13 protein-coding genes are annotated in these 15,232 nt (G+C 50.7%); 5 read left to right on the forward strand and 8 right to left on the reverse strand.

The genetic code is table 11. From position 1 onward, the window contains the following. Positions 1 to 95: 95 nt before the first annotated feature. Together IAD09_08680 and IAD09_08685 are read left to right on the forward strand one after the other, a co-directional pair. On the forward strand, positions 96 to 1,736 hold the full coding sequence (locus IAD09_08680) for a C69 family dipeptidase (GenBank protein ID HIT82294.1): 1,641 nt from the start codon (positions 96 to 98) through the stop codon (positions 1,734 to 1,736). Between the two features lie 181 nt (positions 1,737 to 1,917). After that, positions 1,918 to 3,666: a phospho-sugar mutase gene (locus IAD09_08685; protein HIT82295.1), complete on the forward strand. Its 1,749-nt coding sequence runs from the start codon at positions 1,918 to 1,920 to the stop codon at positions 3,664 to 3,666. Between the two features lie 128 nt (positions 3,667 to 3,794). Here IAD09_08685 and IAD09_08690 read toward each other — a convergent pair whose 3' ends face one another. Then, positions 3,795 to 4,178, reverse strand: a complete 384-nt coding sequence (locus IAD09_08690; protein HIT82296.1) for a hypothetical protein — start codon at positions 4,176 to 4,178, stop codon at positions 3,795 to 3,797. Between the two features lie 168 nt (positions 4,179 to 4,346). After that, positions 4,347 to 7,058: a pyruvate, phosphate dikinase gene (locus IAD09_08695; protein HIT82297.1), complete on the reverse strand. Its 2,712-nt coding sequence runs from the start codon at positions 7,056 to 7,058 to the stop codon at positions 4,347 to 4,349. Positions 7,059 to 7,290: 232 nt separating this feature from the next. Between IAD09_08695 and rlmD the strand changes: the two genes are divergently transcribed. From rlmD to IAD09_08710, 3 genes are all read left to right on the forward strand, one after another. Further along, positions 7,291 to 8,700 (forward strand): 23S rRNA (uracil(1939)-C(5))-methyltransferase RlmD, encoded by a 1,410-nt coding sequence (gene rlmD, locus IAD09_08700; protein HIT82298.1) that lies wholly within the window; start codon positions 7,291 to 7,293, stop codon positions 8,698 to 8,700. A 72-nt stretch (positions 8,701 to 8,772) separates the two neighbouring features. After that, complete coding sequence (locus tag IAD09_08705; GenBank protein ID HIT82299.1) at positions 8,773 to 10,143, forward strand: MFS transporter; 1,371 nt, start codon at positions 8,773 to 8,775, stop codon at positions 10,141 to 10,143. 79 nt (positions 10,144 to 10,222) lie between these two features. Then, positions 10,223 to 11,419 carry a metallophosphoesterase gene (locus IAD09_08710; GenBank protein HIT82300.1) on the forward strand — a complete coding sequence of 399 codons (1,197 nt, stop codon included), beginning with the start codon at positions 10,223 to 10,225 and terminating at the stop codon, positions 11,417 to 11,419. Positions 11,420 to 11,503: 84 nt separating this feature from the next. Here the strand turns inward: IAD09_08710 and IAD09_08715 are convergent, their stop codons facing one another. Genes IAD09_08715 through IAD09_08740 form a run of 6 tightly spaced genes read right to left on the reverse strand, consistent with a single transcriptional unit; the run spans position 11,504 to position 15,148 of the window. Continuing rightward, the gene (locus tag IAD09_08715; GenBank protein ID HIT82301.1) at positions 11,504 to 11,770 is read right to left on the reverse strand and encodes a hypothetical protein; all 267 of its coding nucleotides are present in this window, start codon (positions 11,768 to 11,770) and stop codon (positions 11,504 to 11,506) included. 6 nt (positions 11,771 to 11,776) lie between these two features. Further along, positions 11,777 to 12,421 carry a 3'-5' exonuclease domain-containing protein 2 gene (locus IAD09_08720; GenBank protein ID HIT82302.1) on the reverse strand — a complete coding sequence of 215 codons (645 nt, stop codon included), beginning with the start codon at positions 12,419 to 12,421 and terminating at the stop codon, positions 11,777 to 11,779. Between the two features lie 19 nt (positions 12,422 to 12,440). Further along, positions 12,441 to 13,094, reverse strand: coding sequence for a DUF5063 domain-containing protein (locus IAD09_08725; GenBank protein ID HIT82303.1), 654 nt, complete (start codon positions 13,092 to 13,094; stop codon positions 12,441 to 12,443). A 1-nt stretch (position 13,095) separates the two neighbouring features. Continuing rightward, on the reverse strand, positions 13,096 to 13,686 hold the full coding sequence (locus IAD09_08730) for a nicotinate-nucleotide adenylyltransferase (protein HIT82304.1): 591 nt from the start codon (positions 13,684 to 13,686) through the stop codon (positions 13,096 to 13,098). A gap of 12 nt (positions 13,687 to 13,698) precedes the next feature. Then, complete coding sequence (gene gmk / locus IAD09_08735) at positions 13,699 to 14,268, reverse strand: guanylate kinase (GenBank protein HIT82305.1); 570 nt, start codon at positions 14,266 to 14,268, stop codon at positions 13,699 to 13,701. A gap of 4 nt (positions 14,269 to 14,272) precedes the next feature. Continuing rightward, positions 14,273 to 15,148, reverse strand: coding sequence for a YicC family protein (locus tag IAD09_08740; GenBank protein ID HIT82306.1), 876 nt, complete (start codon positions 15,146 to 15,148; stop codon positions 14,273 to 14,275). Positions 15,149 to 15,232: the final 84 nt, after the last annotated feature.

Genomic DNA, 15,232 nt, shown 5'->3' on the forward strand with positions numbered 1-15,232 from the left:
GAGTCATTTATCCCCGTCGAAAAATTTTGAGATTCTCGCGAAACTCGTTATCTTTACTCTCCACAAACCTATAACCCAAGACAACGAAAGATAACATGAAAAGACGAGGTTTACTTACCCTTATGATGATGTTTGCCGCCACAGCGGCAGTCTATGCCTGCACCAGTCTCCTGGCCGGCCGCAAGGCAACAACCGACGGTTCGACGATGATTACCTATGCCGCCGATTCTCATACCCTATATGGAACACTCTCCTTTACCCCCGCAGCCGATTATCCTGTGGGCACCGAAGTCGAGATACGCGATTGCGATACCAATAAACCGTTGGGGAAAATCCCCCAGGTCGCCCATACCTATAAGGTCGTAGGACACATGAATGAACATCAGGTTTCGATTACCGAATCCACATTCGGTGGCCGTCCCGAGTTGGTCGACACCACGGGCATGATCGATTATGGTTCGCTCATGCAGTTGGCCTTGCAACGTGCCACCACGGCGCGCGAAGCCATTGCGGTCATGACCGATTTGGTGCAGAAGTATGGCTATTACAGCAGCGGGGAGAGTTTCTCGATAGCCGACCCCCAAGAGGTGTGGATTCTCGAAATGATAGGTAAGGGTGGCCTGTCGAAGGGCGCCGTGTGGGTGGCCGTGCGCATTCCCGACGATTGCATCGCGGCTCATGCCAACCATTCCCGCATTCATCAGTTCCCGCTCGATGACCCCGAGAACTGCCTCTATTCACCCGATGTCATCTCTTTTGCCCGCGAGCAGAAATATTTCAACGGCCTCAACCGCGATTTCAGTTTCTCCTCGGCCTATGCCCCGGCCGGTTTTGAGGAATTGCGGGCCTGCGAAGCGCGCGTATGGAGTTTCTACAACCGATACGACTCGACCATGACGGCCTATCTCCCCTATATCTATGGCGAGTCGTCGCAACCGTTGCCTCTCTATATCAAGCCCGATCGCAAGTTGTCGGTGCAGGACATGAAAGATGCCATGCGGGACCATTTCGAGGGGACTCCTTTCGACATGACCCGAGATGCAGGTGCCGGCCCTTTCAAGGTGCCTTATCGTTTCCGTCCCATGACATTCGAGGTCGACAGTCAGGAATATATCAATGAGCGTGCCATTGCCACCCAGCAGACCGGCTTTTCTCTTGTTGCCCAGCAGCGGGAGTGGTTGCCTTCGGCACTCGGAGGCGTGCTGTGGTTTGGTGTCGACGACGCCAACACGTCGGTCTATGTACCCATCTATGTGGGTGCCTTGACCGAGGTGCCACTCTGTTTCCGTGAAGGGAACGGTTCGCTTTACAAGGTGTCTTGGACATCGGCTTTCTGGATTTACAACTGGGTGGCCAACATGGCTTATGCCCGTTATGACCAGATGATAGAAGACATACGGCCCTTGCAGCGGCAAATCGAGACGGCTTTCAACGAGCAACAGCCGAAACTCGAAAAAAGCGTCCTCGACATCTTTTATGACGAACCCGCGAAAGCCCTTGCCACCCTCGACCAATACAGCCGAGAGGCAGCCGATTCATCGACCGTGCGTTGGCGCGAATTGGGCGAATATCTGATGGTGAAATACCTCGACGGGAATCGCAAGCGCGAAAAAGACGGCCAGTTCCTCTATAATCCCTACGGACTTCCCGAGTATCCCGATTTCCCCGGATACTCCGATGATTACTATCGAGCCATCGTAGAAGATGCCGGAGAGCGTCTCAAAGTCTCTTTTTGACAGATAAAATAAAAACAAACCTTTGGCGATTTAGAAAAAAATTCACTATATTTGTAGAATGTAGGAACCGGTTTGGCAGGGTCAAACGTGAAAACTCGATTTCCTTCTTGTCTTTGCTTTTGCCTGTCACTGCATTTTTGAAAATAACCGATGACACAAATTTTTTAAATCTCAATACGATATGGAAAACGAAGCATTGCTCAAAGAAGTAACCGCCAAAGCACAAGTGTGGCTGGGCGAAGGATATGATGCCGAAACACGCGCCGAAGTGCAGCGTATGCTCGACAACGAAGACAAGACCGACCTGATAGAGGCTTTCTATAAGGACCTCGAATTCGGAACCGGCGGATTGCGCGGTATCATGGGCGTCGGTACCAACCGCATGAACATTTACACCGTAGGAGCCGCCACGCAAGGTTTGGCCAATTATTTGAAGAAGGAATTCGCTTCGTTGCCCCAGATCAAGGTCGTTATCGGACACGACTGCCGCAACAACAGCCGTAAGTTTGCCGAAATATCGGCCGATATTTTCTCGGCCAACGGCATCAAAGTCTATCTCTTCGAGTCGTTGCGTCCTACCCCCGAGATGTCTTATACCATTCGCGAACTGGGTTGCCAGAGCGGTATTATCCTCACCGCATCGCACAATCCCAAAGAATACAACGGATACAAGGCCTATTGGGACGACGGCGCACAGATGATTTCGCCGCACGACAAGAACACCATCTCCGAAGTAAACAAAGTGCGCTCGGTATCCGACATCAACTTCAACGGAAATCCGGCTCTCATCGAGACGATAGGGGAGGAAATCGACCAAAAATACATTGCCCGCATCAAGGCTCTGTCGCTCAATCCCGAAGTCATTGCCCGCCAGAAAGACCTGAAAATCGTTTACACCCCCATTCACGGTACCGGTGTGAAACTTATCCCTCGTACTTTGGCCGCCTTCGGGTTCACCAACGTGATACACGTCCCCGAACAAGACGTCATCAGTGGTGACTTCCCCACGGTAAAATCGCCCAACCCCGAAGAGCCTGCCGCACTCGATTTGGCCATCAGCAAGGCCAAGGAGGTCGAGGCCGACATAGTCCTTGCCTCCGACCCCGATGCCGACCGCATGGGTATTGCCATCAAGAACGACAAAGGCGAGTGGATACTTGTGAACGGTAACCAAAACGCCCTGCTCTTTACCAACTACTTGATTTCGCAATATAAGGCCACCGGCCGCATCGAAAAGGGCGCATACATGGTGAAGACCATTGTCACCACCGAATTGATAAAGAAAATTGCCGATTGCAACGGTATCGAATGCTTCGATGTCTATACCGGATTCAAGTGGATTGCCGCCATCATGCGTGAACTCGAAGGCAAACGCCAGTATATCGGTGGCGGTGAGGAGAGCTACGGGTTCTTGGTTGAAGATTTCGTGCGCGACAAAGACGCCGTGTCGGCATGCGCCATGATGGCCGAGATTGCGGCCTGGGCCAAGGACAACGGCAAAACCATGTATGAAATGTTGCAAGACATCTATGTGGAATATGGATTCTCCAAGGAAAAAGGCATCTCGGTTGTGCGCAAAGGAAAATCGGGCGCAGAAGAAATCGAGGCCATGATGAAGAATTATCGTGAAAATCCCATTACCGAGCTGGCCGGTTCAAAAGTAATCTTGGCCAAGGATTATGCCACATTGGTTGCACAAGATTTCGTGGCCGGAGAAAAATACACGCTCGATATGCCCACCACTTCGAATGTGCTGCAATATTTCACCGAGGACGGAACCAAAGTTTCGATTCGTCCTTCGGGAACGGAACCCAAAATCAAATTCTATATTGAGGTTAGCGGTGAACTCCCGTCGCGTGCCGACTACGACAAAGTGGTTGCTGCCGCCGAAGAGAAAATCAAGGCCGTTGCCGCCTCACTTGGTGTATAGAACCCGATTTCGTAAGCAAAGAAGCCCGAAGATTTTCTTCGGGCTTCTCTTTTTTTTGTTACCTGTCGGCAGAAAGGTTTGCAGCCGATGCAAAAATATATTTCGGTTACCGGCGAGGTAAAGGTCGCTTACTTTGTAAACTCGATGATTGTTCCATGAGCCGTTACGGTGCGCTTTACAAACAAGGGCGTAATGATTTTGACATTTTCATTGACCGACACGTTGATGACAGCTTTTGAACCGCTCATCAACCCCGGATTTTTCTCGCGGGCCTCTTGCATCATTTTGTCGACGGCATTGTTTCTCAGTGCGCTGCGTCTCAATCCGCCAAAGCCCAAGACGTAGGTTTGAGAAACCTCTCCCGAGACGTTCCCTACAAATTTGAAGTTCGCTTCGTTCAGCACGACACTCGTTTGATTCTGATTCTGGTTGCTTGTCATGTTTCCATATACACCGCAACCCGGCAAGGCAAGCACTGCACACAGTGCTGCTCCTGTAATGATTTTTTTCATATTCCTTCGTTTTTGTGTTTGTATTGCAAAGATAAATATATACAAATAACACAAAGAATTAAATATTAAATTTTTGCAATAATTAACATTGCGTGGGTGGCACAGTGGTGCAAAAAAAGCCTCCACGAATCAACGCGGAGGCTTTTTTGATTGGTAGGAGAGCAGACCTTATTCCACAGCAGCCTGTGCGGCAGCTACGCGGGCGATGGGCACGCGATAGGGGCTGCAACTTACATAGTTCATGCCGAGTGAGGCGCAGAATTTTACCGATGACGGTTCACCTCCGTGTTCGCCACAGATACCAACTTTGAGTGTCGGTTTGGTCGAGCGGCCTTTTTCTACACCCATGCGTACGAGTTGACCCACACCTTTCTGGTCGAGCACTTCGAACGGGTCGGTTTTGAGAATGCCTTTCTCTTTGTAGATTTTGAGGAATTTCCCGGCATCATCGCGAGAGTAACCGAATGTCATTTGGGTGAGGTCGTTGGTACCGAACGAGAAGAAGTCGGCCACTTCGGCAATTTGGTCGGCCGTTACGGCGGCTCTCGGGACTTCAATCATCGTGCCCACTTTGTAGGCAACGCTGTCGCCACGTTCGGCAAATACCTGTGCGGCGGTGCGGTGAATGATTTCGGCTTGCAGTTTCAGCTCTTCTACTACACCCACCAGCGGAACCATGATTTCGGGGAATACGTTTATACCGTGCGATTTCACGTTGAGGGCGGCCTCGATGATGGCGCGTGCCTGCATCTCCGTAATTTCGGGATAGGTGCAGCCCAAGCGGCAACCGCGGTGACCCAGCATGGGGTTGAACTCGGCCAGCGAGTCGCAGGCCAGTTTTACTTCTTCGATGGTGAGACCCATTTCTTCGGCGAGCTCTTTTTGCGTGGCCAGCTGATGGGGTACAAATTCGTGCAAGGGCGGGTCGAGCAGGCGGATTGTTACGCCGAAGCCGTCCATGGCGGTGAAGATGCCTTCGAAGTCGCTGCGTTGCATGGGCAGGAGTTTGTCGAGGGCGTGGCGACGGCCGTCTTCATCTTTCGAGAGAATCATTTCGCGCATGGCTTTGATGCGGGTGCCTTCGAAGAACATGTGTTCGGTGCGGCACAAGCCGATGCCTTTGGCTCCGAATTTGCGGGCTACCATGGCATCTCTCGGCGTGTCGGCATTGGTGCGGACGTCGACTTTGGTATATTTCTCGGCCAGGTTCATGATGGCTGCGAAGTCGCCGCTCATGTCGGCTTCTACGGTCGGTACTTGACCGTCGTAAACTTCTCCGGTCGAACCGTTCAACGAAATCCAATCGCCTTCCTTATATGTCTTTCCGCTCATTTCGAGAGTGCGGGCTTTGTAGTCGACTTTGATTTCACCGGCTCCCGACACGCAGCATTTACCCATGCCTCGGGCAACAACGGCGGCGTGTGAGGTCATACCGCCGCGGGCGGTGAGGATACCTTGTGCGACACTCATTCCGCGCAAATCTTCGGGCGAGGTCTCGATGCGCACCATGACCACTTTTTTGCGTTTTTCGGCCCATGCTTCGGCATCGTCGGCAAAGAATACGATTTGTCCGGCAGCGGCACCCGGCGAGGCGGGGAGACCTTTGGCCATGACGGGAGCCCGTTTCAGGGCGTCTTTGTCGAAGACGGGGTGGAGCAACTCGTCGAGTTTTTGCGGCTCCATGCGTTTCAATGCGGTCTTTTCGTCGATGATGCCGGCACGCAGCATATCCATGGCGATCTTCACCATGGCGGCACCGGTGCGTTTGCCGTTTCGGGTCTGCAAGAGCCACAGTTTACCGTCTTGAATGGTAAATTCGAGGTCTTGCATGTCCTTGAAGTAGTCTTCGAGTTTCTGTTGTGTTTCGATGAGGTCTTTGGCGCATTCGGGCATGGACTCTTCGAGCGACGGATATTGTGCGGCGCGGGTAGCTTCGTCGATACCTTGAAGTTTGGCCCAGCGGCGAGAACCTTCGAGTGTGATTTGTTGCGGAGTGCGTACACCGGCAACCACATCTTCGCCTTGTGCATTGATGAGGTATTCGCCGTTGAAAATGTCTTCGCCGGTAGCGGCGTCGCGGGTGAATGCCACACCGGTGGCCGATGTGTTACCCATGTTGCCGAATACCATGGCCTGCACGTTTACGGCCGTTCCCCATTCTTCGGGGATTTGGTTCATGCGGCGGTAGAGTATGGCGCGTTCGTTCATCCAGCTGTCGAATACGGCGCAGATGGCTCCCCACAGCTGTTCCCAGGGGGAGGAGGGGAAGTCTTTCCCTGTGCGATCTTTGACGGCAGCTTTGAACCGTACGACCAGTTCTTTCAGGTCGTCAACCGTCAGTTCGGTATCGTTCTTGATGCCTTTTTTGTTTTTTACCTCTTCCATGACCTCTTCAAAGGGGTCGATGTCGTCTTTGTTTTGCGGTTTCATGCCCAAAACCACGTCACCGTACATTTGCACGAAACGACGGTAAGAGTCCCAGGCAAAACGGGGATTGCCCGATTTCTTGGCGATGCCTTCGACGGCAGAGTCGTTCATGCCGAGGTTGAGGACGGTATCCATCATGCCGGGCATCGACACGCGGGCACCCGAACGCACGGAAACCAGCAACGGGTTCTCGGCATCACCGAATTTCGTACCCATGAGGTTCTCGATGTGGGCGATGGATTTTTCAACGTCGCTTTTCAGCATTTTTACCACGGCGTCCTTTCCATGTTGATTATATGCCGTGCAAATTTCGGTAGTGATGGTAAATCCCGGAGGTACGGGGACGCCGATAAGGTTCATCTCGGCGAGGTTGGCGCCTTTTCCTCCCAATAAGTTTTTCATGTCGGCACGACCTTCAGCCTGGCCGTTACCGAAAGTATAGACTTGTTTCATATAAAAATAAGGTTGGTTTTATGTTTCGTAATAACAAATGAGCTATAAAAAATGATATATAAAAGTTCGTTTTTTTATTTTCGAAAAGACAAAAATATAAGGAATATCGAGATGTGCAAAAAATAGTTTCGGCTATTTGTGAATAATGTTGTTTTTTGTCTGATATATGCGGATAATTGAAGAAATATCGCTACCTTTGAGCGAATTTGTTTTTATTCAAAATCTGTTTATTTTGGCTCGAAAAAAGAAAGAACTGCCTGTCTTTGAGCAGGTGGAGATAACCGATATAGCTGCCGAAGGAAAAGCGGTGGCGCGCGTCAACGATTTGGTGGTCTTTATTCCATACGGAGCCCCCGGAGATATTGTTGATTTGCAGATATTCAAGAAGAAACACAAGTATGCCGAGGGCCGCATCATTCACATGCACAAGAGTTCACCGTTGCGGGTAACCCCTTTTTGCGAGCATTTCGGCGTGTGTGGCGGTTGCAAATGGCAACACATTCCCTACGAATATCAATTACAGTATAAGCAGAAACAAGTTTTCGACAATCTTACACGCATCGGCAAAATACCCCTGCCCGAGTTCGACCCCATCAAAGGTTCGGCCCGCACGGAGTTTTACCGGAACAAGTTGGAGTTTACCTTTTCCAACAAATCGTGGTTGACGACCGAAGAGCTGGCCGCTGCCGATGAAGGCACCGACCGCAATGCCTTGGGTTTTCATATCCCCGGCATGTTCGACAAGGTGCTCGACATCAAGAAATGCTGGTTGCAAGATGATATATCAAACCGCATACGTCTGGCTGTGAAGCAGTATGCACTCGACCACGCTTATCCGTTTTTCGATTTGCGGGAGCAGTCGGGACTCATGCGCAACATCATCGTGCGCACGGCGTCGACGGGCGAGATCATGGTCATTGTTGTCTTTTTTGAAGATGATGCCGAACGCATACGACCGCTCATGCAACACTTGGCCGATACTTTCCCGCAGATTACTTCGCTGCTTTACATCATCAATACCAAGGCCAACGATACCATCACCGACCGAGAGGTCATCACCTTCCGCGGGCGAGATTACATTCTCGAAGAGATGGACGGCCTCCGATTCAAGGTTGGGCCCAAATCATTCTATCAGACCAATTCGGCCCAGGCACATGAACTCTATAAGGTGGCGGCCGATTTTGCCGCCCTTACCGGAGAAGAATTGGTCTATGACCTCTATACCGGTACCGGGACGATAGCCAATTTCGTGGCGCGCAAAGTGCGCAAAGTCATCGGCATCGAGTATGTGCCCGAAGCCATCGAAGATGCCAAGGCCAATGCGGCTTTCAACGGTCTCGACAATACGCTTTTCTATGCCGGTGACATGAAAGACTTGCTCACGCCTCAATTTATCGAAGAGCACGGGCGCCCCGATGTCATCATTACCGACCCGCCCCGGGCCGGCATGCACGACGATGTGGTGAAGACAATTCTTTTTGCCGCTCCCCGTCGCATCGTGTATGTGAGTTGCAACCCCGCTACGCAAGCCCGCGACCTGGCCTTGCTCGATGCCGATTATCGGGTGGCTCGCGTGCAGCCGGTCGACATGTTCCCGCACACGCACCATGTCGAGAATGTCGTGCTTTTGGAGCGAAAATAAGAAAAGGAAAAGAGAGGTTTTTGCCGAGACCTCTCTTTTCTCTGTTTTAGGAAATCAAAAACAAGAAAGAATATGACCGAATTAATCAGAAAAAAACTCAACGACAGTCCCGTAGCACGCTGGACAGCCATGTTTATCGTTTCCTTTACCATGATGTGCGGCTATTTTATCACCGACGTGATGGCTTCACTCGAAGTGATGTGTACCGCACCTGTTGCCGAAGGCGGCTTGGGGTGGAGCAGTTCTGAATATGGATTCTTCTCCGGAGCCTACGGGTACATCAACGTCTTCCTGTTGATGCTCTTCTTCGGCGGTATCATTCTCGACCGTTGCGGCGTGCGCTTCACCGGCGTGATGAGTTCTTCGCTCATGTTGGGGGGAGCCTTGCTCAAATGGTATGCCCTCTCTACCGATTTTGGTGATGCGACCTTCCTGGGCTATCATCTGCAAGTCGTTTTGGCGGCCTTGGGATTTGCCATCTTCGGTATGGGCGCCGAGATTACGGGTATCACGGTGACCAAGGTGATTGTAAAATGGTTCCAAGGAAAAGAGATGGCTTTGGCCATGGGATTGCAGGTGGCGATGGCTCGCATCGGTACCGCGGTGGCTTTGGCATGCAGCCTGCCATTGGCAAAAGCCATGGGGCATGTTTCTTATCCGGTGCTCTTTGGTGCCATCTGTCTGTGTGTGGGATTGTTGGCCTACCTTGTATATTGCGTGATGGACAAAAAGCTCGACCGTTCGCTCGAAGCTGTCGACAGTGACCCCGAAGAACGTTTCCACCTCAGAGACCTGAAACTTATTTTTACCAACAAGGGTTTCTGGTTGATTACGTTGTTGTGCCTCATGTTCTATGCCGGGGTGTTCCCCTTCCTCAAATTTGCCACCAAACTCATGATTGCCAAATATCATGTAGGAGAAGAGATGGCGGGTCTTATTCCGGCCATGTTGCCGTTTGGTACAATTCTGCTCACCCCGCTATTCGGTTCTCTCTACGACCGCATAGGCAAAGGTGTCACGCTCATGATTATCGGCTCGGTGATGCTGACGCTTGTGCACTTGTTGTTTGCCTCACCGTTTTTGCCCACCTGGTGGTTTGCCATTTTTGTAATGGTGATTTTGGGTATCGCCTTCTCGCTGGTACCTTCGGCCTTGTGGCCCAGTGTGCCGAAGATTATACCCATGAAGCAACTCGGTTCGGCTTATGCCACGATTTTCTACATTCAAAACATCGGTCTCTCCATGGTCCCGGTACTCATCGGTTGGGTCATCGAGACCTTTTCGACTCATACGGCTGCCGACGGGCAGGTATCTTATGATTATACCTTGCCCATGCTTATCTTTGCCTCATTCGGAATCATTGCCATATTCCTCTCTTTGATGTTGAAAAAAGAAGATGCCCGTTCGCACTATGGTCTCGAAGAGTTGAAAGCAAAAAAATGATTGAGTTCCAAATGTAAATGACTCGGCGACGAAAAGCATTTTTATTATCTATGAATCCCTTTTGTAAGCAGACTGCATTATGAAATTTTATCTCGTTCCCATGTTGATCGGGCTCTTGGTGATTATTGGTCCGGATATATGGATTTATTTCAAAATCCGTAAACGCATAGCTCATTCCTATTTGCGTTATGTATATTGGTTGCCGGCATTCTTTTTTGTGCTGTTTTTCTGTGCTATGCGCCTTTTTTCCAATGATGTGCCCGACTATAAGCTCATGTCGCGCATAACCTGGCTGTTGTGGCTGTTTGCCCTCATATATATCCCCAAGACCCTGTTTACGATATTTGATATTGCAGGCAGGGCGTTTCGTCGAGTCAGTGCGAAGGTGGCACGTTGCATTTCCGGCGTAGGATTCGGACTTGCTATTGTCATGTTCGTGCTGTTTATATATGGGGCGTTTATAGGTCGCACGCGGGTGCATGTCAAAGAGGTCGAGATGACCTTTGTGCGCCTGCCCGAGCAACTCGACGGTCTCAAAATTGTGCAAATTTCGGATTTGCATCTCGGTAATTGGGGCGATTATACCCGTGTCGTACGCAAGACCGCCGAGTTGATAGATGGTTGTCGCCCCGATATATTGGTTCTCACCGGCGATTTTGTCAATAATTTCTCGGCCGAGATTACGCCGGAGATTATAGATATATTTACCTCGATTGCTCCGCCGAAGTATGGCTCTTATGCCATATTGGGCAACCATGACTATGGCGACTATTTTACATGGAAATCAGAAGAAGAAAAGTCTATCAATCTCGAACAGACGAAGAGCCGGATTAGAACGTGCCGGTTTGATTTGCTGCTCAATGAGTCGCGAACGATTGCCGTGGGCGATACGTCGTTCCTGTTGGTGGGCGTTGAGAATACCGGCAAACCGCCTTTCCATCAATATGGCGATTTGTCGCAAGCCCTTTCGGGTGCCGATACCACGCAGTTTACGGTACTCCTTTCTCATGATGCGTCGCATTGGCGGCAAGAGGTTCTCCATCATGATTTTATCGACCTTACCCTCTCAGGCCATACTCATGCTGCACAGTGCGGCATTTCCTGGGGCGGACTGCATTGGTCGCCTTCGTCTTGGATTTACGATGAGTGGGACGGCCTTTACCGTGAAGGAGAGCAGTTGCTGTATGTCAATCGTGGATTGGGGTATGTCGGCGTTCCCATGCGCATGGGCATGGAGCCCGAGGTTACTTGCATTACATTGCGGTGCGCTCGTTGAAGATTCTTCCCTATAACGGCCGTGGGGCAATCCTTTATCGAGGATTGCCCCACGGTGCTTTATGCCGGTTTTGTAAGGCCGTAATCAATTGCCCGCTGAGTCATTGCCATTCTCTTTTTCCTCTGCGGCTTTTTGGGCGAGGGCATTGTCGCGTTTTTTCATCTCTTCACGGAATTTCTCACGGCGTTTCAATACAAAACGCAGTAACACGATGACCACGATGTTGGCCGAGAGAATGCCGAAAAATTCGGCAGGTTTCCCCTCGAATTGATGCCAACCGAATATTGCCAGCACGAGTGTGTAGATAAGCAATAGAAGCGATATGAGGTTGTATTTTCTCAATTTTTTCATGGCGTGCTATTTTTGGATAAAACGTTTCTCGCTGTTCCTTGTTTTCTTGATGGGCCATATTTCGCGATATTCGGCGGGCAGCTCTTCGCCTTTGAGCGCTTTGTAGATGTGCAGGCAGGCCCAGGCATCGGTGGCCGCGTATAGTTGTTGCGCGGTCGAGAGTTCCGGCGCTTCCCAGTTGGAGAGTTGTTGGTTCTTGGAAATCTTCTTCCCGAAAAGCAGGGCATAGATTTTTTGGAGACTCATCTCTTCGATGCCGAACGCCGTGGCATATTGTTGCAGTTCGAGGTAGTGGTGTGGTGTGAGGGGGGTGAGACGGCGCAATCCTGTGAAATCATCATTTAGTGACAATCCTATTTTCAGAATATCGGTCGATTCGAGAATCTGCCGTATGCCGCAGACGTCTTTCATGCGGCATATCCTGAACAGGTAGCATACGTCCCATGTCGATATTTGCACCAAGGCGACACTGTGTATCACTCCTTTCTTGAATGATGGACGCGTCTCGGTGTCGATGCCCACAACGCTCTCCTTTCTGAGGCTTTCCACGGCTGAAAAGGCTTCGTTTTCGGTATTGACGGTGACGATTTTTCCTGGAAATTTGATGATTTCCATGGCCGCCAGACTTTCTGTGCTGATTTGTGATGCCATGTCGGGGAACGTGTGTGATTTATAACCAGCGGTCGGCATCTTCATCATCGTCCGACCATGCCGATTGTCTTTTTTGATAGAAGTTCTCGTTCTCGTCGTGATGATGGTCGTGCCCGTGATGATGGCCGCATTCACATTCATATTCGTCGTCGAGGAGGTCCGACGTGTTGTAATAGATGCGGTGCAGGGCTGCCAGGGCATTCAACAGTTTCGACCCCCAATAACTGGCAAACTCTTCCCGGCACTCGGTGAGGGCGGCGCGCATCGTATCTTCGTTTTCGGTGCGATAAGCCGAGATGCAGTCTTTCACGGCCTGATACAGGTCGGCCATGTCTTCGGCGATGCTGGCACCCAGCGGCAGGTCGCTGTATTTCATGTCGTCGCTTTGCACCACGAGGTAGGCGTCGTTTTCTCCCATCAGGCGTTCGATGTCGCCTCGCAGGTAATCATATTCGTCTTCGGTGACAAAGTGTTCGGGGGCGTCGAGATAGTCTTCGTTTTCTTCGTCGATGGGAAGAAGCGTGGCTTTGAGATAGAGCAACGGTAGCAGTTTGATGGCTGTCGATGCGAACTCTTCTTGCGTGAGTTGTTCCACGCGTTCGAGAAACGCGCAGAATTCGACGCCGACGGTCACGAACTCGACACTGTTTTTGGCGTATATGTATTTGTCCATGTTACTTCAAAATGTGTGTATATAATTTGTGTTCTTTGATGTATTTTTCGACGGGTTGGGGGAGGAGCCCTGCCGTTGATTGACCGTTGGCAATAAGAGCCCTTATTCCGGTCGATGAAATTTCCATCATGGGCGCCTGCGTGAGGTGCACCCGGCTCGGCAGGGTGGTGGCATCGACCTCATATCCGGGACGGGGATAGATGTATATGGGATAGTGGGCGATGATTTTTTCGGCCGACTTCCAGCGGTCGAAAATGGCCCAGTTGTCCGACCCGATGAGCAGCACGAAATCGACATCTGGATTTTGCCGGGTGAGTGCTTCCAAGGTGGTGATGGTGTATGAGGGGCGGGGCAGATGCATCTCGATGTCGCAATAACGGAGTTTCGGGTTGTCGCCGATGGCCAGTTGCACCATGTGCGCTCTGGTGGCATCGTCGAGCAGTGCGTCGTGTGATTTCAGCGGATTTTGCGGAGATGCGATGAACCATATTTCATCAAGGTCTTCTTTTTCGAGCATATAACGGGCTATGGCGATGTGCCCGTTGTGTATGGGATTGAATGACCCCGAGAAGATGCCCACTTTTCTGCCCATGATGACTTGTGCTTATTTACCCAGGAAATCCTGTATGATGTTCAATGCTTCGTTTTCGGCTGTTGTCAGGTCGTCGTTGATGATGACCCGGTCAAACTTTGATGCGAAACTCATCTCATATTCGGCTTTGGCCAGTCGGCTTTCGATGACTTCGGGCGCATCGGTGGCACGGCCCACGAGGCGGCGACGCAACTCTTCGACGCTTGGCGGCTGGATAAATATCGACAACGCCCGTTCGCCGTAAAAACGTTTGATATTGACTCCGCCCACGACATCGACATCGAAGATGACATTCTTTCCCAATGCCGTGAGTCGTTCGACTTCGCTTTTGAGGGTGCCATAGAATTTGTCGGTATAGACCTCCTCATATTCCAGGAAATCCCCGTTGGCGATGCGTCGGCGAAATTCGTCGGGTGTGAGGAAATAGTATTCGACTCCGTCTTTTTCGGTGCCGCGGGGGGCTCTCGATGTGGCCGAAATCGAGAAGGCAAGATTCAGCCCCTGTGTGAGCAGGTATTGAATGATGGTCGATTTGCCCGAGCCCGATGGGGCTGAGAATATGATAAGTTTTCCTGTTTGCATGGCCTTACATGACGTTGAGGATTTGTTCCTTGATTTGTTCCAACTCGTCTTTCATGCGAACGACGATTTTTTGCAGTTCGGCATGGTTGGCTTTTGACCCCATCGTGTTTACTTCACGGCCTATCTCCTGGCTGATAAATCCCAACTTCTTGCCTTGGCCATATCGGCCTTCCATTGTTTCGATAAAGTAACGCAGGTGGTTGTCGAGGCGGTTTTTCTCTTCGTTGATGTCGAGTTTTTCGATGTAGAAAATCATCTCCTGCTCCATGCGGTTTTTGTCGTAGTCGAAGTTCTCGATTTTTTTGAGTGCTTCGATGATGCGGGCTTTGATTTTTTCGGTGCGTTCCTTTTCATAGGGCTCGACTTCGGCGAGCAGGCGGGCAATGTTGCCGATTTTCTCGGTAAAGAGTTTTTGCAGCATAAGACCCTCTTGGGCTCTGAATTCGATGAGATGGGCAATGGCTTCATCGACTGCTTTTTTCACGGCCTGACTCTCTTCTTCCGAGACCTCGACCACGTCGCTTTTCAAGGCGTCGGGGAGTCGCAGCAGCGTTTGTAACCAGTCGGCCGGTTCGGGAATCTGCAACGATTGGGTGAGACTTTGAAGTTGAGTGTAATAGCTTTTGATAATGTCGACATTGAATCCGGCGTTGCTGTCGGCATTGTTTTTATTCTCGATTTGTATCGAGAAGTCGACTTTGCCGCGTTCGAGTTGTCGGGCTATTTCACTGCGAATGTCCATTTCCAACTCTTTGTATATTTGGGGAATGCGAGTGGAAAGGTCGAGTTGCTTGCTGTTGAGCGACTTGATTTCGACAGTGATTTTTCGGTGTGGAAGTTCGACAATGGCTTTGCCGAATCCGGTCATGGAATATATCATATCAGTGAGATTATTTCTGCAAATTTAATTCATATTCCGCGGATACACAAGCGGGCATGGGAAAACTCAGATTCCAATTCGGAT

This window comes from Candidatus Caccoplasma merdavium, assembly GCA_018715595.1.
Classification (GTDB): domain Bacteria; phylum Bacteroidota; class Bacteroidia; order Bacteroidales; family UBA11471; genus Caccoplasma; species Caccoplasma merdavium.

What these genes read in the sequence shown, in the direction of transcription:
- IAD09_08680 (HIT82294.1), top strand. Translation starts at nt 96, where the DNA reads ATGAAAAGACGAGGTTTACTTACCCTTATGATGATGTTTGCCGCCACA.
- IAD09_08685 (HIT82295.1), top strand. Translation starts at nt 1,918, where the DNA reads ATGGAAAACGAAGCATTGCTCAAAGAAGTAACCGCCAAAGCACAAGTG.
- IAD09_08690 (HIT82296.1), bottom strand. Translation starts at nt 4,178, where the DNA reads ATGAAAAAAATCATTACAGGAGCAGCACTGTGTGCAGTGCTTGCCTTG.
- IAD09_08695 (HIT82297.1), bottom strand. Translation starts at nt 7,058, where the DNA reads ATGAAACAAGTCTATACTTTCGGTAACGGCCAGGCTGAAGGTCGTGCC.
- IAD09_08705 (HIT82299.1), top strand. Translation starts at nt 8,773, where the DNA reads ATGACCGAATTAATCAGAAAAAAACTCAACGACAGTCCCGTAGCACGC.
- IAD09_08710 (HIT82300.1), top strand. Translation starts at nt 10,223, where the DNA reads ATGAAATTTTATCTCGTTCCCATGTTGATCGGGCTCTTGGTGATTATT.
- IAD09_08715 (HIT82301.1), bottom strand. Translation starts at nt 11,770, where the DNA reads ATGAAAAAATTGAGAAAATACAACCTCATATCGCTTCTATTGCTTATC.
- IAD09_08720 (HIT82302.1), bottom strand. Translation starts at nt 12,421, where the DNA reads ATGGCATCACAAATCAGCACAGAAAGTCTGGCGGCCATGGAAATCATC.
- IAD09_08725 (HIT82303.1), bottom strand. Translation starts at nt 13,094, where the DNA reads ATGGACAAATACATATACGCCAAAAACAGTGTCGAGTTCGTGACCGTC.
- IAD09_08730 (HIT82304.1), bottom strand. Translation starts at nt 13,686, where the DNA reads ATGGGCAGAAAAGTGGGCATCTTCTCGGGGTCATTCAATCCCATACAC.
- gmk (HIT82305.1), bottom strand. Translation starts at nt 14,268, where the DNA reads ATGCAAACAGGAAAACTTATCATATTCTCAGCCCCATCGGGCTCGGGC.
- IAD09_08740 (HIT82306.1), bottom strand. Translation starts at nt 15,148, where the DNA reads ATGATATATTCCATGACCGGATTCGGCAAAGCCATTGTCGAACTTCCA.